This is a genomic window from Ruegeria sp. CDSB136 (assembly GCF_059610965.1).
This window is the reverse complement of sequence record NZ_JBXWOP010000010.1, coordinates 104,506-123,331: the sequence shown is the minus strand read 5'-3', so window position 1 is coordinate 123,331 and position 18,826 is coordinate 104,506. Positions and strand designations below refer to the sequence as shown.

Below are 18,826 nucleotides of genomic sequence, written 5' to 3'. Positions count from 1 at the left end.
CCGGAGGATGAACATGACTTTGAAAGTGATCGGAGCCGGATTTGGACGGACAGGAACGGAAAGCCTCAAGCGGGCGCTTGAAGCCCTTGGGCTCGGACCGACGCACCACATGTACGAGGTCATGGACAGCGAAACGCAGCGGGAACGCTGGATCGCTTTAGCATACGGGGCAACACCGGACTGGCCCTCTCTGTTTGAAGGATACAACAGCGCCGTGGACTGGCCATCAGCCGCCTACTGGCGCGAAACGATGGCCTTCTACCCGGATGCCAAAGTGGTGCTGACCCACCGGCCCGCCGAAGACTGGTGGAACAGTTTCACCAATACGATTCAGACAGCGCTGCTATCGGGCACGGATGTCGGCGGTCTGGGAACCAGCGTGATAACCGAAGGGGTTTTCGGCGGAAACATCCAGGACAAGGCGCATGTTCTGTCTGTTTACGAGGACACGATCGCCAGGGTCCGAAACGAAGTGCCTGCGGAGCGGCTCATCGACCTGCCGCTTGGGTCCGGCTGGGGGCCTTTGTGCAGGGGGCTGGGCTTGCCGGAACCCGACATGGACTATCCCCAAGGCAACACAAAGGCAGGGTTCCGGGCGGTTGCATAGCCCTCACGTATAACGCAGGCCTTGGGAACCGGCTTACCCTGGACGCGAAGTTGGTGATTTTCCGCAGACCCTGCGAACACTTGGCCAAAATACTCGCTTCTTGCCCTTGTGCCGCACCTGATGCAAACTTGATCGCAGAGGAGGGATGTCTGTTTCTCTGTTGGGTCTGTTTGAAAGCGGACCAGAACGGTGCAGCTGCTTTGGGAGGAGTGTCATGACATCCAAGACTGCGGGTTCCACGCCACCAGACAATCTGACGCCGCCGCCGAAGGCCATGCCCAGGATAAACAAGGTCACTGCGGAAGATATCACCGCGTCCCTTAAGGCCGGCTTTTCCGATTTTCTGGCCCGCCCCTTCATGAGTGGCTTTTTTGGCCTTTTCTATGCGGTATTCGGCATCCTGTTTGTCTGGAGCCTGGTCTGGCTTGGCAAGATCTGGATGATCATTCCAGCGGTCGTCGGCTTCCCTCTGGTCGCGCCATTTGCTGCCGCCGGGCTGTATGATATGTCCCGCCGGATGCAGAACGACGAGAGTTTCGGCTGGTCTGAAATCCTCACCGTCATGGCCAACCAGCGCAAGCGCGAAATGGGCTGGATGGCCTTTGTCACCCTGTTCATTTTCTGGGTGTGGATTTATCAGGTCCGGCTTTGGCTGGCGATCATCCTTCAGAATGCATCTTTCTCGGATTTCGACGGGTTTCTGAACACCGTATTCTTCACTCCGCAGGGCTGGACTTTCCTGGCCGTTGGCACCTGCGTCGGCGCATTTCTGTCGGCTGCCTTGTTCTCGGTGACCGTCATCGCCATGCCCATGCTGCTTGACCGGGAAACCAATTTCGTATCTGCCATGATCACGTCCATTCGCGTCGTCACGGAAAATCCGTTGGTCATGCTTGGCTGGGCGGCGATCATCTCGGTCACTATGCTGTTGTCGCTTGTCCCGGCGTTTCTGGGCTTGATCTTCACCCTGCCGATCCTTGGCCACACAACATGGCATCTCTATCAGCGGGCCGTGCAACCCGCCGAGGGGTGATCCGGCCTGCCATCACTTGGTGCAACTGTCGGCTTCGACTGACTTCTCAACACCGGATGGTTCTACAACTGTTCGACCTTCACCGAGTCCAGCGGATAGAACGCCAGATACCCCTTGATCTCGGCCACCGCCGGGATCGGGTCTTCATAGCTCCACGCGGCGTTTTCGGTTGTCGAGGATTTGTTGACGATCGAGAAATGCGTGGCGTCGCCTTTGTGCGGGCAGTGGGTGACTTTATCCGTCTGGTCCAGAAAGGCCATCGCGATATCGGAGCGTGGGAAATAGATCACCGGATCCAAATTCCCCTCAAGCAACTCCAGCGCACCCGTGGTTTCGCCCAGAATCGCGCCACCTGACCGGACGCTCCATTTTCCGGGCGCCTTGCGGATTGTTATGTGGTCGGTCATGTCTGCTCCTTTTTGTGTCGCGTTGGGGCCTTTCCTCTGCCCAGTCTATGTAACAGCCGGATGTCACACCGGCGCGGTTGCGGCATCCAACCACAGTTGCGCGTCATGGCCCAGCCTTGGCCTGATTTTTTCCGCAACTTCGCGGTGATACTCGTTCAGCCATGCCCGTTCCTGCGGGGACAGCATGTCGGCGACGATCAACCGCCGGTCAATGGGCACAAAGGTCAGCGTACGCCAGTTCAGCATCGCCCGTTCGGTATCACCACCGGGCAGCGAGGGGGCTTTGTCCACAACCACCAGATTCTCGATCCGGATACCAAAGGCACCTTCCCGATAGTACCCCGGCTCATTTGACAGGATCATACCGGGTTCCAGCGCAACATGGCTGACCTTCGACAGGCGCTGCGGGCCTTCGTGCACGCTCAGATAGGCACCGACGCCGTGGCCCACGCCGTGGTTAAAATCCTGCCCCGCGGACCACAGCGGCGCGCGCGCCACACATTCGATGTCGCGCCCGGACAGCCCGACGGGCCAGCGTAGCATGGACATGGCAATCATGCCTTTCAACACGCGCGTGAAGCAGGCGCTTTCCTCGTCACCGGCGGTGCCGATCGCAACGGTTCGGGTGATGTCCGTGGTGCCGTCCAGATATTGCCCTCCGCTGTCCAGAACCAGAATATGGCCATCCTTCAACAGGCTGTCTGTCTCGGTCGTCACCCGGTAATGCATGACCGCGCCGTTTGGCCCGGTGCCCGCAATGGTGTCGAACGAGATATCCCGCAGTGCCGCGTCCTGCCGTCGGTTTTCCTCTAGCCGGGTGACGACCTGCGTTTCGGTCAGGCTGCCTGGGGGCTGCGCGTCCAGCCAGCACAGCGTTTCGATCACCGCGACCGCATCGCGCAGATGGGCCTCGGCGCTGCCCGCGATTTCCGCAGCGTTCTTGCAGGCTTTGGGCAGGGCGCAGGGGTCGCCCCCCTCGGCCATCCTGTCGCCCAGAGCGTCCGCAACAATCTGCGGCAGTGTCGCCGGATCGACCTGCACCGAACCAGCCAGCCCGCTTATGGCCTGCAAAAACACATCCGGTTCGTGCTGGCGCACCCGCGGCCCCAAATGATCGGCAACATCGGACAGCTTTTTGGCGGCCATGAAAAGGTCCACTCCGCCATCGGCATGCAGAATCGCAAACCCGTGCGCCACCGGGTTGTACCCGATATCCGATCCCCGGATGTTCAGCAGCCACATGATCGAGTCCGGCAGCGTGATCACCGCAGCCGCATGTCCCGCCTTTTGCAGCGCTTCGGCCAGGCGGCTGATCTTGCTTTCGGCGGATTCACCCGCGAATTCAATCGGGTGCGCGCTAACCGGGTTCATCGGTGGCGCAGGCTGGTCCGCCCAGATCCGGTCCACCAGGTTCGGACAGGGGACCAGTTCGATACCGCTGCCTTGAAGATCCTTCTGCGTGCTCGTGATCTGACCCACAGCATGCAGCCAGGGGTCAAACCCGACCTTGCCGCCCTGTGGCAGCTGTTCTTTCAGCCAGGCGGCCAACCCGATATCGGGCCAGGGAACCGGAGTATACACATCCGCAACCTGCGCCTTGACCTGCGTGCGATAGCGCCCGTCGATGAATACACCCGCCACGTCTGTCAGCGCGGCACAGAACCCGGCCGATCCGGTGAACCCGGTCAACCAGGCCAGACGCTCATCGCGCGGCGCAACGTACTCCCCTTGATGCGCATCCGCGCGGGGAATCAGAAATCCGTCCAGCCCTTCCTGAGCCATCTCGCCGCGCAAGGCCGCCAGCCTGGGCGGTCCCTGTTCCGGGCGGGCGGTCACTTCGAATGTCTGGAACATGGGGGCCTCTTGCTTATGTCTTGGTGCGGCGAAAAGTGGGGCGCGCGGCGGCAAATGTCCAGCACATCGCGACGACACTATTCGGTTGCGCCCAGAAAGCCTTTCAGCGTCTCGATATAAGAGTCGTAAACGTCGTTTCCGGGCAGAGGAATGTGATTGGCGGTTTCCAGAATGACAAGCGAAGCGTCGGGAATACCGGCTGCCAGTTTTCGCGCCTCGGACAAGGGGTGGACGGCGCTGTTGCGCCCATGCAGGACCAACGTCGGGCATTGCACTTGCGGCAAAAGATGCAGAACCGACGCGGTGTTTCCGCTGTCGCGCTGATACAGTTTCTGCTCGACGGAATAGAGCGTCTGCATCTCGTTCACAATTTCGCGCACGGTTTCCAAAGGTCCCTCGGGAAAGTAGCTCAACAGCGAGCCAACCGCATAACCGCTCCCGGGGTCTTTCCAGCCTTCGATGATCAGGTTGCGGATCGAATCCGGCCCCGCCAAACCTTCACGATGATCGCGCCCTTCTGCCCAGCCGCCAACAATTGCCAGCCTGCTGACGCGCTCGGGATATTTCGTGGCGAACTGCAGGGCAGAGAAGATGCCGCCGAACTCCGAAACAATGGCAAAGCGATCAAAGCCTGCGGCCTGCGTCACCGCCAGAATGTCTTCGGCAACCCCTTCGTAATTGGCCCGGCAGGGGTCGCCCCAATGGGACTGGTGGCTTTTGTTGTAACGCAACATCGTGAACTTTGCGTCCATCGCACTAATGTAGGTGCGCTCGGAGGCCAGTCGCCATTCTGCCTCAAGATCATAGACGATAGATCCAACCCTCAGAACCGGAGGGCCCTCTCCCGACACGGCAAAGGCAATTGCCTGACCATCGTGACCTCGGGTGTATTTCAGCTGCTGGGTCCTATGTTCGCTGTGTTGTGCAGGTTCTGAGTCGCGGCTGACTTCAGCCGCCATCTGCAGGCCTCGCCGCACGATCGTCCGGATGATCCGCTGCGTCTTGCCATCATCACCCACCGCCTTGCGCGCAGCAGCGATGCGGGCGCTTATGGTCGATTCCGAGACAAAGCGACCATGCCAGACCCGCTCGATGATCTCTTCGCGTGCAACCAGCTTGCCAGGGCTTTCAACCAGCAACTCCAGTAGATCAAAGACCTGAGGTTCAACCGGAACCGCTTCGCCCCCGCGCAACAGCACGTGGCGGTCAACGTCCAGAATACAATCTGCAAACTCATAGCGCATGGGCTGAATACACTCCGTTTCGATTGGGGCCACAAGGTTCAATGGCATTCCCAAAGGTTTCTCGGGGGTTTCTCAGGATTGTCTTCAAGCGAGAGGGCAGCGCCGTTGCCAAATTAGAGGCAACAAACAGGAGCTTCAGATGATGCCACCCTTCGATATCGCGTTATTGCACCACAAGGCCGTTCGCCACAGGCACAATAATACCCAGCCCCGAATTGCTCCGACTACCGGATCGTCAATCTGGGGCTGGTTGCTTAGGATGCTATGCCGCCCGGCAGGGCGACGTCAACGGATCTAGCTGGCCCGCTTCATGCCCATGACCCGAGCCCGCGCCCGCGGGTCGCTGTCGAACAGAGCCGCCAGCTGCTCGGTCATGGCACCTGCCAACTGCTCGACATCCGTGATAGTTACGGCCCGGTCATAGTACCGGGTCACGTCATGGCCGATACCGATGGCCAGCAACTCGACCATCTTGCGTTTTTCCACCATCGCAATCACGTCACGCAGGTGTTTTTCCAGATAATTCGCAGGGTTAACGCTCAGAGTTGAATCATCAACCGGCGCACCGTCCGAAATCACCATCAGGATTTTGCGCTGTTCGCGCCGCGCCAGCATCCGGCGATGTGCCCATTCCAGGGCTTCGCCGTCGATGTTTTCCTTCAATAGGCCTTCTTTCATCATCAGACCCAAATTAGGTCGTGCACGACGCCAAGGGGCGTCCGCACCTTTGTAGATGATGTGGCGCAGGTCGTTCAGACGGCCGGGTTGCTGTGGTCGTCCATCGTTCAGCCAGGCCTCACGCGCCTGACCGCCTTTCCATGCCCGTGTGGTAAAGCCCAGAATTTCGACCTTGACGTTGCAGCGCTCCAGCGTCCGCGCCAGAACATCGGCACAGATGGCCGCGATTGAGATTGGACGCCCGCGCATCGAGCCCGAATTGTCCAAAAGCAGCGTCACCACGGTGTCGCGGAACTCGGTATCCTTCTCGACCTTGAAGCTTAGCGGCGTCGTGGGGTTCGCCACCACCCGCGCCAGACGGCCCGCGTCCAGAATGCCTTCCTCGCGGTCAAACTCCCAAGACCGGTTCTGCTGCGCCTGCAACCGGCGCTGCAGCTTGTTGGCCAGGCGCGAAACCGCCCCTTTCAAAGGCTCCAGCTGCTGGTCCAGATAGGCCCGCAGCCGCTCCAACTCGGCCGGTTCCGCGAGATCCTCGGCGGCGATCTCCTCGTCATGGGTGCTCAGGTAAACCTTGTAGTCGGGATCCGCTTCAGACGCGGGCGGCGGGGCAGGCGGCTCCAGTGGGGCCTCGCCATCGGGCATCTCGGCCTCTTCGCCCATCTCATCCTCGGCCATCTCGTCCATCGAGACCTGCGCCTGAGACTGATCCTGCTGCTCTTCCTGCGTCTGTTCGGGGGTGGCGTCGGCGTCCTGCTCGTCCTGATCGTCCTGCCCGGTGCTGTCGGGGTCGGGCTGTTCCTCGGCGTCGTCTTCGGCCTGATCTTCCTGCTCGTCGTCCAGCTCGTCCGGGTCCTCGCCCAGCTGGTCGCCATAGCCCAGATCCTTGATCATCTGACGAGCAAACCTTGCGAATTCCGCCTGGTCCGACAGAACCTCTTCAAGGTTCTCCAGCACGCCACCCGCCTGTTCTTCGATAAACCCGCGCCAAAGGTTCATGATGTTCTCGGCCGCCGGCGGCAGATCCCGCCCGGTCGCCAGATGCCGGATCAGATAGCCCGCGGCCACTGCAAGCGGCGCATCTGCAGGCTGTTTGCACTGGTCATATCCGCGCCGGATCGCCTCGTGGCTGATCTTGACATCGATATTGCTGGCAGTCCCGGGCATGTCCCGTGCGCCCATCGCTTCACAACGGGCAACTTCCATCGCCTCATAAAGATCCCGCGCCATATCGCCCGGAGGCGCATAACGCGCATGGGTCGCATCGTCATGATACCGCCGCTGCAGCGCCAGAGCATCCGCCGTGCCGCGCGCCAGCAACACCTCTTCCCGTGTCATGCGACGAGAGACCTGCGGCAATCGCATCGATTCGCCGGACAGGCCCGACGGGTCGACCGTATAGCTGACCGAAAGCTCGGGATCGTCGGCCATCACCTTGGTGGCCTCGGCCAAGGCCTTCTTGAAAGGATCGGCGGGGTTGTTGTTCTTCTGTGCCATGTCCTTAAGCCCTCATCAAAGTGACCAGCCCGGCCTGGAAAACAATAACGGATCCGCCTTCATCTGGCCAAAAATATCCCCGCCGGAGGCATTGCGCCCGAAACGGGCGCAGTTCAGGTGCTTACCCCAGGCTCGCACTCGCCGCGCTCTCGGGCAGTTCCTCGTCGAAACAGCGCTGATAGAACTCGGCCACGGTCTGGCGCTCCAACTCATCGCACTTGTTCAGGAATGACAGGCGGAAAGCGTAACCCACATTGCGGAAAATCTCAGCGTTCTGGGCCCAGTTGATCACGGTCCGCGGGCTCATCACCGTGGACAGATCGCCATTCATGAAGGCCGTCCGGGTTAGGTCAGCAACGGTCACCATCTGGCTGACGGTCTTGCGGCCCTCGGCGGTGTTGTAGTGCGGTGCCTTTGACAGCACGATCATCGTTTCGGCATCATGGCTCAGATAGTTCAGGGTCGAAACCAGCGACCAGCGATCCATCTGCGCCTGGTTGATCTGTTGCGTGCCGTGATAAAGGCCGGTGGTATCGCCAAGACCCACGGTGTTGGCGGTCGCGAACAGGCGGAAGTTCGGGTTCGGTGTGATGATCTCGTTCTGGTCCAGCAGGGTCAGCTTGCCGTCATGTTCCAGAACACGCTGGATCACGAACATCACGTCGGCACGGCCCGCATCATATTCGTCGAAGACAATGGCGACGGGGTTGCGCAGCGCCCAGGGCAGGATGCCTTCGTGGAATTCGGTCACCTGTTTGCCGTCGCGCAGCTTGATCGCGTCCTTGCCGATCAGGTCGATCCGGCTGATGTGGCTGTCCAGGTTCACACGTACGGCAGGCCAGTTCAGACGCGCGGCGACCTGTTCGATATGGGTCGATTTCCCGGTGCCGTGATAACCTTGGATCATCACGCGGCGATTGTGCGAAAAACCCGCCAGGATCGCCAGCGTGGTTTCGGGGTCGAACTTGTAGGTCGGGTCGATCACCGGAACGCGGTCGCTGCGCTCGGCGAACCCCTTGACCGCCATATTGCTGTCAATTCCAAATACGTCACGGACCGAGATGTCTTCGGTTGGTTTTGCGTTGATATCGATCGATCCGTCAGCCATGCGCCTTGTCCTTATCCTTTGCCCCGCTCTCCGGGTTTGAACCCGTGTGTGGTGCAACATATTGCGGACAAGGGCAAGGGAAAGCCGCCCGTTCCTTTAGCTGGCCGGATGTTTCTTTGAAACTGACCATAAATCGTGGGTATCGCAATCCGGCGGCCCGTATCCGGCGGGCCTTTCAACCTATTGCAGGTGCAGGCGAGGCTCGAACAAGTTTCGTTCGACAAGTTGGATAATGACCACATCGGGCTGCAGGCGATCGATCTGTCCCGCCATGTCTCGATCTAAAAGATCCTGCCATTGTACCTTGTGAACGATCCGGAACGTGCGGCGATAAAGCGCGATGTTCGCCTCGCAGAATGAATCGAAGATTAGCAACGCGGTGCTGGGATTTATGGCGGCAGGCGCAAATGTCGTCTCAAAACCCCCTCCGTCGCCGGCTTCTGCCGTACAGATGTCAGGTACGATTCCGATGAACGGAGTTGCACCTGCGCAGACCACCAAATTCTCAAATCCGATTGCATAGTCCGTTTCATGGCGGTGGCCCAGCAAATCCCGAACTTTCAGCAGATTGGCCAGATCACCCGATGTGTGTTCCAGTTCCTCTGCCGTGTAGGCAATCGGATCATAGTCGGGCCCAAGGGCCTCCAAAGTCGCTTCATACCTTCGCGCGGCCCCCAGGTTTGTCCAATGCGTATCGGTTTTCAGGTAGGCCTGAGCGGTGGCCTTCAGTCCCGTCATCAGGGTGCGCAAATCCAGCAGCGGCAGATTTTGTTCACGCGCGGCCTCAATAAACATGTCCGTGCCGGTAATGTCCGCTGGTGCCACTTCGGGCGGCAGAAATTCCGGATAGATCGTATGCTTGTTCGGCGCGATCACAAGCAGGAAATCCGAACCCCGCGCCTGCAGCCCGTCCGAGAACTGCCGCAGATGATCCGCCCAGCCCGCAACATCTCTGGCATCGGGCATCTTCCGGCCCGACGTTCTGTCGAGCACACGATTGTGACCGTTGCCCAGAAACAGATAGCCCGATTGCCCGATCACCACCTGATCGGTGTTAAGTGAGACGCCGCAGCAGGACCACAACCCTAGCGCCAGCATGCCTTCGGCATTGTTCACGGACCATAATGCGCGAGGGTCCTCCGGCACAAGCGGCCCGTCCTGCACCTGCAGGCGCGCCAACAGAGTGGTGATGGGCAGAAACAGGAACACAACCGCCGCGATGGCGCTGACCAGAAGTAAACGATTGCGGTACATCATCCGGCCCGTTCCTCAGAAGTTGAAATAAAGGAAAACGTCGCTGCGCGTGGCCAGCATCGCCGTACAGGCGGTGCCAAAGGCCATTCCGGCGAAAACGGTTTTCCATTGCGGGTTGAGGTTGCGCACAAACTGGTTCGTGTTGGGCAGGGCCAGCGCCACGAAGAACGCGGCAAGAATGGCAACCGCCGCAGTGTCGCTGTCGATGATCACCACATGGCTGCTTCCGGAGTTCGATGCACCCTGGCCAAACATTGTTCGAAGAATGCTGTTGGCCTGCGCCACGCTGTCGGCCCGGAAATAGACCCAGGCGCAATGCACGATCAAAAAGGTAATTGCCCAGCGGGCCGGATTCGGCAGGCGGACCTTCAGCCGGGCCAGATAGCGCTCGGCCACCAGAACAGCGCCGTGAACGGCACCCCAGATCACAAAGGTCCAGCCTGCGCCGTGCCAGATACCGCCAAGCAGAAAGGTTGTAAACAGGTTTGCCGACACCCGCGCGGACGACCGGCAGCCGCCGCCCAGCGGGATATAGACATAGTCGCGCAGAAAACTCGACAGCGTCATGTGCCACCTGCGCCAGAAATCCTGAACCGACAGGGATTTGTAGGGCGAGTTAAAGTTCTGCGGCAGGCGGATGCCGAACATCCGCGCTGCACCGATGGCCATATCTGTATAACCGCTGAAGTCGAAATACAGCTGGAAGGTGTAGGACAATGTCGCAATCCAGGCGTCCAGAACGGTCAGGTTGGCGTAATCGGCAAAACCCTGATCTGCATAGACCGCCAGTTGATCTGCGATGACCAGTTTCTTGAACAGCCCGATGCCAAAGATCACTATCCCGACATACAGGTTTTTCCATCGCAAGATCCCGATCGAAGGCGATTTGAACTGCGGCATCATCTCATGGTGATGCACGATGGGTCCCGCGATGAGCTGCGGGAAGAAGGTGACAAACACCAGATAGTTCAGAAACCGCGTCGGCCGCGCGATCCGCTTGTAGCTGTCCACCAGAAATGCGATTTGCTGAAAAGTGAAAAAGGAGATCGCCAGCGGCAACGCGATGCTCAGCGGCTGGATGAAGGACCCCGTGACGTCATTCAGGATACCGACGGCAAATCCAAGGTATTTGAAGAACCCAAGCAGACCAAGGTTGAACAGTATGCCCGCGACAAGCAGCCCCCGCGCCGCGCCGTCCTGCCCCTGCGCCGCCATCTTGTGCCGAATGGCCCGGGCCACAAGAAAGTTGACGCAGACCGATCCCAAGAGAATTGGCAGGTAATCCAGCCGCCAATAGGCATAGAAAAACAGCGAACAAGCCGCGATCCACAAGAGTTTCACATCCGCATTGCGCAGTCTTGCGGCTGCGTAGAACCCAAGAAGGCTCAGAGGCAGAAAAACAAACACAAACGGAACTGAATAGCATCTCAGCCTTTCAAAAGCGGCGGGTCACGACCTACTGCCTCAGTCCCGAAGCGCTTTCAAGCGAGGAGTTGCCCCACACCCGGTTTGCCCAAGCCCGATGCGCCAGAAAACCGAAGCCTCTGGCCGGAACCCTGCGCGTGATCAAGCCACACGGCTATCACTTCGAAGGCGTCAGAACAGGCGGTGTGTCGAACCCGTTTCGCCACGCGACAAGGCACAGGACCGGCGCGTCCAATGTCTCCATCGCGTGTGGCTGGTTGCTTTGATGCAGTACAGTACCGCCTTCGCGCAGGGTTTCGTCGGAGCATCCCCGCCGCTTGAAAACAGCCGACCCGGACACGACCAAATATGCCTCTTCCCCCGGATGATGGTGCCATGGATAATACAGCCCGGCTGGCATATGGACGATCCACAGCCACAACTGCCGCGAGGTGAATGGCCCGCCTTTGCCGATGATGGAATAGCATCCGAAATTTTGCAGGAACCGGTCCCCGATATTGGTGCCCTTGTAGGTTTCGCGCCAGACAGCCGCCGGACCGGCGGCAACGATGGCATCCTGCAGATCGGCATAGTTTTGGGATGACAAACCGGTTTCGTTGCGCAGAGCGTCACCGCAGGGGCGGTGTAATGGCGTGATCGGCTGCCGCTCGACGTCATCCGGAAACGCCGCAAAGGCCGTCAATTCACGATTGCCGCGATAGGCGTCGCGCGCAAGGCGCAGAAGTTTGTCGTAAAGGTGATCGTTGCCCATGCGGTGATCAGACGATCGAATCGGACCTTTAGGCTTGTCCACCTGCGACATCGGACAGGTATTTCGCTGCGGGCATTTGCTTCATTTGAAGTGATTAAGGCGGATGCAGCTGTTGGTTTCGGCCACCATCGGCATGCGGCGGATATCCATCAGGACCGTATCCAGACGCTGATGCGAGGAGGTGCGCAATTCCAGAACCAGATCGAACACACCGTTCACGGAGCCAAGCGACTGAACTTCGGGAATTCTCCTGAGTTGGTCGATGATCCGTCTGCTGTCCCCCGGTGCCAGCTTCAAAAGCACAAGTGCATCGACCAGCGCGTTTTCAACCTTGCCCCCAAGTTCCACCGTAAACCGCGCGATCGTGCCGTTCGCCTTCAGCTTGTCGATCCTGTTCTGAATTGTGGCCCGCGACACACCCAATTCGCGTGCCAGTTCGGCGGCCGAACGTCGGGCATCCCCGCTCAGAAGGCGCAGCAGTTCCCGATCGATATTGTCCATGCCTTGTGTTCGCTTTCGTCAAAATGGCTGTCAAATCGTTAAAGATCTATCGAAACGATACCATTCCCTGGCTGTTACGCCAATTCCGGTGCAGTCATGCTGATCCGCAATATCAACCATGTCCAAGGACCGCAGCCGTGAAAGTCACCGTTTGCCAACTCGACCCGCGCCCATCACAACTGGACCAGTACCTGTCGGGTCTGGCCGATCATGTCCAAGCTGCCGGAACAGATTTTTTGCTGCTGCCCGAGATGTGTTTTTTCGACTGGCTGGCGCATGACGCAACGCCGGATGCCGGGCGCTGGGCTGCCTCCGTTGCGGCGCATGACGACAGGATTTCGCAGCTTTCGAAACTGGGCGTTCGCGGCGCGATGGGAACCCGCCCGATTGTCAACGCCGCTGGCAGCCGCCGCAATCAGGCCTATGTCTGGACCTCTGAAACAGACAACGCAGCGCCGGTGCATGAGAAATACTATTTGCCGGATGAACCGGGTTATCATGAGCACAGCTGGTATGATCGCGGACCCAAGAGCTTTGATCTGGCCCGTGTTCTGGGGATGCGCGTCGGCGTCCAGATCTGTACCGAGATGTGGTTCTTTGAATGGGCCCGCCACTATGCGGCCTCGCGTGCCGACCTGTTATGCGTCCCGCGTGCGACGCCGCACGGCTCTGTCGAAAAATGGCTGGCCGGCGGTCAGGCCTCGGCCGTGTGTTCCGGTGCTTATTGCCTGTCGTCCAACCTGTGGGCCTCCGTCGGGGAAGCCCCCAACGCAGGCGGTCTGGCTTGGGTGATCGACCCCGAAGGGAACGTGCTGGCCACCACCGACCCTGACAATCCCTTTGCTACGGTCGAGGTCGATCTGGACTTTGCCGCGCAAAGTAAATCGACCTATCCGCGCTACGTTCCGGAGTGATTGTTTGACGGGCCAGACCCGTTCCGGTCCTGCTGTCATTGTTTGCGGCAGGGCCAACCGGATGCCGGACTATTTGAAGTTCCGGCTGTCCTTGATCTGATCCCAGGCCCAGACAACCTCCTGTAGCTGCTCTTCCTGACTGCGGTCGCCGCCGTTCATATCCGGGTGAAGCACCTTGATCAGCTTCTTGTAGGCCTTGCGCACCTCGGCCTTTGACCAGCTGTCATTGGCTTCCAGAATCTCGATCGCACGGCGCTCGGTCGGGGGCAGGCGACGCCCGCCGCCACCTGATGTACGGCCCTTGTTCTGTGTACCGTTGGCGCCCAGCACTTGGTGGGGATCCTCGATGCCCAGCCGGGCCCAGGCCCGCGCCTCGGGGTCACCCATGGGTTTGGTCTCACGCTCCCACACCTTGTCCTTGGACCGCTGCGCGTTCAGTTCGGCCTCGGTGGTGCCGTCGAAGAAATTCCACTTCTGATTATACTCACGCACGTGCTGCTGGCAGAACCAGAAGAAGTCATCCAGAACGTCCGGCGCTTTTGGCGCCCGAAACTTGCCCGCCTCTTCACAACCTTCGTGATCGCAGATTCGCATCGAGGTCTCAGACGCACCCGACATGCCCCGACGCCCGCGCGGGTTCTTTTTCTTGGCGCTGGAAACGGACATATCGAATCCGAATGGGTCTGATTTCGTCATGCTCTGATCCTTACGAACACATCTTTTCGACTCGGAGGCAGCAGTTTAGTCTAAGCAGCCGAAAGTAGAAGAGGGGGGCGGCAAAAATTTTGCCGGTGAGCATAAAAATGAGCGTGACCGAAGAAATCCGATCCCGCCTGCAGGCTGCGTTTGACCCGCGCGAGCTTGAAGTGGTCGATGACAGCGAAAGCCACCGGGGCCATGCCGGATACCAGGACGGGGGCGAGAGCCACTTCAACGTCCGCATCCGCGCCGCCGCGTTTGAAGGCCAGTCCCGCGTTGCCCGCCACCGCGCCGTGCACAAGGCGCTGGGCGATGTGGTTCCGCGCATTCATGCGCTGGCATTGGATATCGGTGTCTGATCGCGCTTAGAACCGCAGCCGGAAGGCGAGACCGACCAGAGGGGCCGTGTCATAGTTCTGACGGCTGATTTCGTTACCGTTCTCGTCCTCCAGCGTCAGTCGACCGTCGAACTCGGCCCCTGCAAAGACGGTTACTGACACGCCGGGATTCGGGTCATAGCTGAGGGACGCAACCACCGGGATGCTCTGATCTTCACCAATCCCGCTTGGAGCCAGCCCGTTGTCGTCTAGCCGGAAGCGGATTTTCTCGGAACGTGCCGAAAGCGAGAGGCTGAAATCTTCATTCACCGCATAGCTCAATGTCAGCCCCGGCCCTCGCGTAGCTCCGATTCCGGATCCGGTGTTCAAGTTCCAGCGATCATTGATGTCCCAATCCACCAACAACGCGGGAAAGACATCCACACCGCTATCTTCCAGTTGCGAGAAGGCCCCAAATGCCGGGCCGATGGTCAAGCTTTCGCTCATCTGCCATGCGACGCCCGCAAAAACACCATATGTGCGCCCATCCGAAGATGCGGCACCTCGTTGGTAGTCCCATCTGATCTGAGGCGATACGAACACGCTGGCCCGTCGCCCGGCCTGAAACCGAAGCGGGGTTGAAACTCGGATGTCGCGGATATCGTTCCACGGCTGGTTGTCCGCTGCGCTGAAATCGTAATCCAGTTGCCCGAAACTTACCGAAACACCAAGCGAAGTACCGCTGTCAAAATTATACAAACCCGTAGCCCGCAGGAACGACCGCGTCGCGCTGAAGTCGCCGCCCTGATCCAGATTGGCGCTGCCCTGATACGCGGCCAGCCCGTCGATCTGGCTGACCCAGCCTAACCGTTGTTGTGCGACGGCGGGCAACGCGAACTGGCATGCGATGGCGGCAAAAAGACAAAGATAAGCTTTGCGGGGTTTCATCGCAGCACGGGGTCCTTCTGGGTGTCAAAAAAATATCTCTTAACGATACGACCGAAACCCTGAATCGGATGACCGTCTCAGTCCTGTCGGTCAAATCCGTGCCATCAAAAACACACCATTCGAACCGTCTGGTCTTGATGCTTGTTACTTGGAATCTTCGTCGGCTTTTTCGCCGGGTTGCAAGGTCAGGGGCGGCTCATCAACCTCGGCTGAAATAGGTCCCGGGGCCTGAACCGCATCCGGCTCGGGCGCCTTCACCTTATCCGGTCCCGGGATCGGGTGGGCCAGCGGAACGCCTTCGGGGGTCTCCGTCGGGCTCGGGACGGGAACCGGGGCGACCTCAGCCTCGAACGCGCGGCGGAACACCAGCACATTGCGCCAGTGGGTCGTCGATCCGGTCAGGCCCGAGCGTTCCTCGCTGGGCAGCAACTCGGCGCGCTGGTATTCCCAGCCGTCCTGACCCATCTGGTTCAGCAATTGTTCGACCGAATTGGCAAACCGCCCCTCGGGCGTTTTCACGCCCTTGGCCTTGGTGCCTTTTTGCGGGGCGGGGACAACCTTGTATTCGTAGCGCTGCATCAACCGTTCCTGAAATGCCTGTGGCGGACAGGTTATCACGTTGACCGCCGGGCGAAAGAGACGTCGACCCGATGCCTGATTTTACCCGCCACTGTTGCCCGGTTTCTGCGCTGCCCTGGTCGCCACGGACAGGCACAACTCGGTCGCGACGGCCATGTCCTGCACCGAAATCCATTCCAGCGGGCCGTGAATGCACTGCATCCCGGTAAAGATATTGGGGCATGGGGTGCCGAACTCGGTCAGGCGCGACCCGTCAGTGCCGCCCCGGATCGGAACAGATACAGGCTCGATCCCCATGTCGCGGCAGGCGTCGCGCGCCAGATCAACCGGGGTCATGTCCTTTTCCAGCCAATAGCGCATGTTGCGGTATTGCGGATAAATCTCGCACCTGATCACCGCGCGTGGCTCCGTGGCTTGCACGGCGGCGCAGACCTGTCGCACCAGATCGCCCTGCGCCTGCAATGCGTCCAGCTCGAAGTCGCGCAGGATCAGCTTGATCTCCATCTCGGAGGAGCCGCCATTCATATCGGTAATGTGAATGAACCCTTCGCGGTCATTTGTGACCTCGGGCGTCATCGTCGCCTGCGGCAAAGTCTGCACGATCTTAGCTGCCAGATGGGCTGCGTTGACCATTTTTCCCTTCGCAAGCCCGGGGTGGATCGAGACGCCCTCGATCCGGATCACGGCACGGTCGGCCGAAAAGCTTTCATATTCGATTTCGCCAACTTCCTGACCATCCAGAGTGTATGCGAAATCAGCGCCCAGATCCTTGGGTAGTTGTTCGGTAACACCGCGCCCGATCTCTTCATCGGGGGTAAAGGCGATGCGGATCGGCCCGTGCGGAATATCAGGATTTTCAACCAGATGCCGCGCCATGGTCATCAGGATCGAGACACCCGCCTTGTCATCCGCGCCCAGCAACGTGGTGCCCGATGCAGTAATCAGATCGTGCCCGATCTTTTCGGCGAGATAGGGGTGCTCCTCCGGCGACAGGACCAGATCGGGGTCGTCGGGAAAGGTGATCTCGCCACCATTGTACCCCTTGATCACGCGCGGCTTGACGCCGGTGGCATTGAACTGCGGGGCGGTGTCGACATGGGCCAGAAACCCGATCGTGGGGCCGGGAACAGTTCCGGGGATAGTGGCGACAACAACGCTGTCACCTGTTAATTCAACATCCTGCGCGCCGATTTCGGTCAGTTCCTGGCGTAGCAGGTTCAGCATGTTCAGCTGGATGTCCGAACTTGGGGTCGAGGGCGACGTCTCATCGCTCTGACTGTCGATCGCCGCATACCGGACCAGCCGGTCCCCGAGTTCCTGATCAAATCTTTTCTGCATGTTACCTCACCTCTCTTGCCCGGAAGAAAGGGTGCAATCCGGCGGGGAGTCAAGCAGATGCTCAGCCCGAAATCGGGGCTGAGCGGTTAACTTTTCGTTATGTACAAAATGCACACCGTGGGCCGTACGCGACGTGCAAACCCGAAGATTTACGAACCCAGCTTTTTGCTGACCAATTCGTTGACGGCCTTCGGGTTGGCCTTGCCACCGGTCGCCTTCATCACCTGACCGACAAACCATCCGGCCAGTTTGGGGTTCACTTTGGCCTTCTCGACCTGCGCCGGGTTAGCGGCGATGATCTGGTCCAGAGCCGTTTCAATCGCGCCGGTATCCGTCACCTGTTTCATGCCGCGTTCTTCGACAATCTGTGCCGGGTCACCGCCTTCGGTATAGACGATTTCAAACAGGTCCTTGGCGATTTTGCCCGAGATGGCGTCCGACGAAATCAGGTCGATGATACCGCCCAGCTGCGCTGGCGAAACCGGCGACTCGGTGATGTCGTGATCTTCTTTCTTCAATCGGCCGAACAGCTCGTTGATGACCCAGTTCGCGGCCAGTTTACCGCTGCGTCCCTTGGCGACTTCTTCGAAATACGCTGCCGATTCCACCTCGGCAGTCAGCACCGAGGCGTCATAATCAGTCAGCCCGAACTCGCTGATAAAGCGCGCTTTTTTGCCGTCCGGCAGTTCCGGCAGATTGGCGGCGATATCATCCACCCACGCCTGCTCGATCTCAAGCGGCAGCAGGTCGGGGTCCGGGAAATAGCGGTAATCATGCGCTTCTTCCTTGGACCGCATGGACCGCGTCTCACCCTTGTCCGGGTCATACAGGCGGGTTTCCTGATCGATCTTGCCACCGGCCTCAACAATTGCGATCTGACGGCGGGCTTCGACCTCAATCGCCTGCTGGATAAAGCGCATCGAGTTCATGTTCTTGATCTCGCACCGTGTGCCCAGATGCGAGAAGTCCTGCGTTTCCTGATACTTCTCATACGCGCCCGGCAAGCAGATCGAGACGTTTACGTCCGCCCGCAGGTTGCCGTTCTGCATGTTGCCGTCGCAGGTACCCAGATAGCGCATGATCTGACGCAGCTTGGCGATATAGGCGGCGGCTTCTTCGGGGCCACGGATGTCGGGACGCGACACGATTTCCATCAGGCAAACGCCGGTCCGGTTCAGATCGACGAAGGACATATGCGGGTCCATGTCGTGGATCGATTTGCCCGCGTCCTGCTCCATGTGGATACGCTCGATCCGCACCTTGCGTGCGGTGCCGTCACCCATCTCGACCAGCACTTCGCCCTCACCCACAATCGGATGATAAAGCTGGGAAATCTGGTACCCCTGCGGCAGATCGGGGTAGAAATAGTTCTTGCGGTCAAAGGCCGATTTCAGATTGATGTCTGCCTTCAGGCCCAGCCCGGTCCGCACCGCCTGTTCCACGCAATACTCGTTGATCACCGGCAGCATGCCCGGCATTGCCGCGTCCACGAAAGCAACGTTTGCGTTCGGTTCAGCCCCGAATTTTGTCGACGCGCCCGAAAACAGTTTGGCATTGGACGAGACCTGCGCATGCACTTCCATCCCGATTACCAGTTCCCAGTCGTGCTTGGCCCCGGCAATGGTCTTGGGTTTGGGCATTTCGTATGTCAGGTCGAGCATGGCGCGCCTCATAT

The 18,826-nt window shown here is 59.4% G+C and carries 18 protein-coding genes; 4 read left to right on the top strand and 14 right to left on the bottom strand.

Translation table 11 applies throughout. The annotated features are described in order from the left end of the window. Positions 1–13 precede the first annotated feature (13 nt). Positions 14–607, top strand: coding sequence for a sulfotransferase family protein (locus AC2FIR_RS12555; protein ID WP_496746065.1), 594 nt, complete (start codon positions 14–16; stop codon positions 605–607). Between the two features lie 214 nt (positions 608–821). Then, positions 822–1,640, top strand: a complete 819-nt coding sequence (locus AC2FIR_RS12550) for a DUF2189 domain-containing protein (protein ID WP_496762463.1) — start codon at positions 822–824, stop codon at positions 1,638–1,640. 62 nt (positions 1,641–1,702) lie between these two features. Here the strand turns inward: AC2FIR_RS12550 and AC2FIR_RS12545 are convergent, their stop codons facing one another. From AC2FIR_RS12545 to AC2FIR_RS12505, 9 genes are all read right to left on the bottom strand, one after another. After that, on the bottom strand, positions 1,703–2,047 hold the full coding sequence (locus tag AC2FIR_RS12545; protein WP_496746068.1) for a DUF427 domain-containing protein: 345 nt from the start codon (positions 2,045–2,047) through the stop codon (positions 1,703–1,705). Between the two features lie 63 nt (positions 2,048–2,110). Next, positions 2,111–3,901, bottom strand: coding sequence for an aminopeptidase P family protein (locus tag AC2FIR_RS12540; RefSeq protein ID WP_496746069.1), 1,791 nt, complete (start codon positions 3,899–3,901; stop codon positions 2,111–2,113). 77 nt (positions 3,902–3,978) lie between these two features. Continuing rightward, a complete protein-coding gene (locus AC2FIR_RS12535; protein ID WP_496746070.1) occupies positions 3,979–5,193 on the bottom strand; it encodes an alpha/beta hydrolase in 1,215 nt (404 codons plus the stop codon). Between the two features lie 246 nt (positions 5,194–5,439). Beyond that, positions 5,440–7,317: a cobaltochelatase subunit CobT gene (cobT, locus tag AC2FIR_RS12530; protein WP_496746071.1), complete on the bottom strand. Its 1,878-nt coding sequence runs from the start codon at positions 7,315–7,317 to the stop codon at positions 5,440–5,442. A gap of 121 nt (positions 7,318–7,438) precedes the next feature. Beyond that, the gene (gene cobS / locus AC2FIR_RS12525; RefSeq protein ID WP_170615271.1) at positions 7,439–8,425 is read right to left on the bottom strand and encodes a cobaltochelatase subunit CobS; all 987 of its coding nucleotides are present in this window, start codon (positions 8,423–8,425) and stop codon (positions 7,439–7,441) included. A 180-nt stretch (positions 8,426–8,605) separates the two neighbouring features. Next, a complete protein-coding gene (locus AC2FIR_RS12520) occupies positions 8,606–9,682 on the bottom strand; it encodes an alginate O-acetyltransferase AlgX-related protein (RefSeq protein WP_496762459.1) in 1,077 nt (358 codons plus the stop codon). Positions 9,683–9,694: 12 nt separating this feature from the next. Beyond that, positions 9,695–11,086 (bottom strand): MBOAT family O-acyltransferase, encoded by a 1,392-nt coding sequence (locus AC2FIR_RS12515; protein WP_496746075.1) that lies wholly within the window; start codon positions 11,084–11,086, stop codon positions 9,695–9,697. Positions 11,087–11,261: 175 nt separating this feature from the next. Beyond that, positions 11,262–11,855 carry a dimethylsulfonioproprionate lyase family protein gene (locus AC2FIR_RS12510; RefSeq protein ID WP_170615275.1) on the bottom strand — a complete coding sequence of 198 codons (594 nt, stop codon included), beginning with the start codon at positions 11,853–11,855 and terminating at the stop codon, positions 11,262–11,264. A gap of 81 nt (positions 11,856–11,936) precedes the next feature. After that, entirely contained in the window at positions 11,937–12,356 is a 420-nt protein-coding gene (locus tag AC2FIR_RS12505) for an Lrp/AsnC family transcriptional regulator (protein ID WP_170615277.1), read from the bottom strand. Positions 12,357–12,493: 137 nt separating this feature from the next. On the opposite strand from AC2FIR_RS12505, the gene AC2FIR_RS12500 reads away from it, so the two are divergent. Next, positions 12,494–13,270 carry a carbon-nitrogen hydrolase family protein gene (locus AC2FIR_RS12500; protein WP_496762457.1) on the top strand — a complete coding sequence of 259 codons (777 nt, stop codon included), beginning with the start codon at positions 12,494–12,496 and terminating at the stop codon, positions 13,268–13,270. A gap of 69 nt (positions 13,271–13,339) precedes the next feature. Here the strand turns inward: AC2FIR_RS12500 and AC2FIR_RS12495 are convergent, their stop codons facing one another. Then, positions 13,340–13,966 carry a J domain-containing protein gene (locus AC2FIR_RS12495; protein ID WP_170615281.1) on the bottom strand — a complete coding sequence of 209 codons (627 nt, stop codon included), beginning with the start codon at positions 13,964–13,966 and terminating at the stop codon, positions 13,340–13,342. Between the two features lie 107 nt (positions 13,967–14,073). Between AC2FIR_RS12495 and AC2FIR_RS12490 the strand changes: the two genes are divergently transcribed. After that, the gene (locus AC2FIR_RS12490; RefSeq protein ID WP_170678569.1) at positions 14,074–14,328 is read left to right on the top strand and encodes a BolA family protein; all 255 of its coding nucleotides are present in this window, start codon (positions 14,074–14,076) and stop codon (positions 14,326–14,328) included. A 6-nt stretch (positions 14,329–14,334) separates the two neighbouring features. On the opposite strand, the gene AC2FIR_RS12485 is transcribed toward AC2FIR_RS12490, so the two are convergent. From AC2FIR_RS12485 to gatB, 4 genes are all read right to left on the bottom strand, one after another. Then, the gene (locus tag AC2FIR_RS12485) at positions 14,335–15,234 is read right to left on the bottom strand and encodes a hypothetical protein (protein WP_496746079.1); all 900 of its coding nucleotides are present in this window, start codon (positions 15,232–15,234) and stop codon (positions 14,335–14,337) included. Positions 15,235–15,378: 144 nt separating this feature from the next. Then, entirely contained in the window at positions 15,379–15,813 is a 435-nt protein-coding gene (locus AC2FIR_RS12480; protein ID WP_170615285.1) for a DUF4177 domain-containing protein, read from the bottom strand. A gap of 81 nt (positions 15,814–15,894) precedes the next feature. After that, positions 15,895–17,151 (bottom strand): peptidase T, encoded by a 1,257-nt coding sequence (pepT, locus tag AC2FIR_RS12475; RefSeq protein WP_496762455.1) that lies wholly within the window; start codon positions 17,149–17,151, stop codon positions 15,895–15,897. A 149-nt stretch (positions 17,152–17,300) separates the two neighbouring features. Further along, entirely contained in the window at positions 17,301–18,812 is a 1,512-nt protein-coding gene (gene gatB, locus AC2FIR_RS12470; protein WP_480713772.1) for an Asp-tRNA(Asn)/Glu-tRNA(Gln) amidotransferase subunit GatB, read from the bottom strand. Positions 18,813–18,826 lie beyond the last annotated feature (14 nt).

Bases quoted from the DNA above. Each gene is read 5' to 3' on its own strand.
- AC2FIR_RS12555 (WP_496746065.1), top strand. From the start codon at position 14: ATGACTTTGAAAGTGATCGGAGCCGGATTTGGACGGACAGGAACGGAA.
- AC2FIR_RS12550 (WP_496762463.1), top strand. From the start codon at position 822: ATGACATCCAAGACTGCGGGTTCCACGCCACCAGACAATCTGACGCCG.
- AC2FIR_RS12545 (WP_496746068.1), bottom strand. From the start codon at position 2,047: ATGACCGACCACATAACAATCCGCAAGGCGCCCGGAAAATGGAGCGTC.
- AC2FIR_RS12540 (WP_496746069.1), bottom strand. From the start codon at position 3,901: ATGTTCCAGACATTCGAAGTGACCGCCCGCCCGGAACAGGGACCGCCC.
- AC2FIR_RS12535 (WP_496746070.1), bottom strand. From the start codon at position 5,193: ATGCCATTGAACCTTGTGGCCCCAATCGAAACGGAGTGTATTCAGCCC.
- cobT (WP_496746071.1), bottom strand. From the start codon at position 7,317: ATGGCACAGAAGAACAACAACCCCGCCGATCCTTTCAAGAAGGCCTTG.
- cobS (WP_170615271.1), bottom strand. From the start codon at position 8,425: ATGGCTGACGGATCGATCGATATCAACGCAAAACCAACCGAAGACATC.
- AC2FIR_RS12520 (WP_496762459.1), bottom strand. From the start codon at position 9,682: ATGATGTACCGCAATCGTTTACTTCTGGTCAGCGCCATCGCGGCGGTT.
- AC2FIR_RS12510 (WP_170615275.1), bottom strand. From the start codon at position 11,855: ATGGGCAACGATCACCTTTACGACAAACTTCTGCGCCTTGCGCGCGAC.
- AC2FIR_RS12505 (WP_170615277.1), bottom strand. From the start codon at position 12,356: ATGGACAATATCGATCGGGAACTGCTGCGCCTTCTGAGCGGGGATGCC.
- AC2FIR_RS12495 (WP_170615281.1), bottom strand. From the start codon at position 13,966: ATGACGAAATCAGACCCATTCGGATTCGATATGTCCGTTTCCAGCGCC.
- AC2FIR_RS12490 (WP_170678569.1), top strand. From the start codon at position 14,074: ATGAGCGTGACCGAAGAAATCCGATCCCGCCTGCAGGCTGCGTTTGAC.
- AC2FIR_RS12485 (WP_496746079.1), bottom strand. From the start codon at position 15,234: ATGAAACCCCGCAAAGCTTATCTTTGTCTTTTTGCCGCCATCGCATGC.
- AC2FIR_RS12480 (WP_170615285.1), bottom strand. From the start codon at position 15,813: ATGCAGCGCTACGAATACAAGGTTGTCCCCGCCCCGCAAAAAGGCACC.
- pepT (WP_496762455.1), bottom strand. From the start codon at position 17,151: ATGCAGAAAAGATTTGATCAGGAACTCGGGGACCGGCTGGTCCGGTAT.
- gatB (WP_480713772.1), bottom strand. From the start codon at position 18,812: ATGCTCGACCTGACATACGAAATGCCCAAACCCAAGACCATTGCCGGG.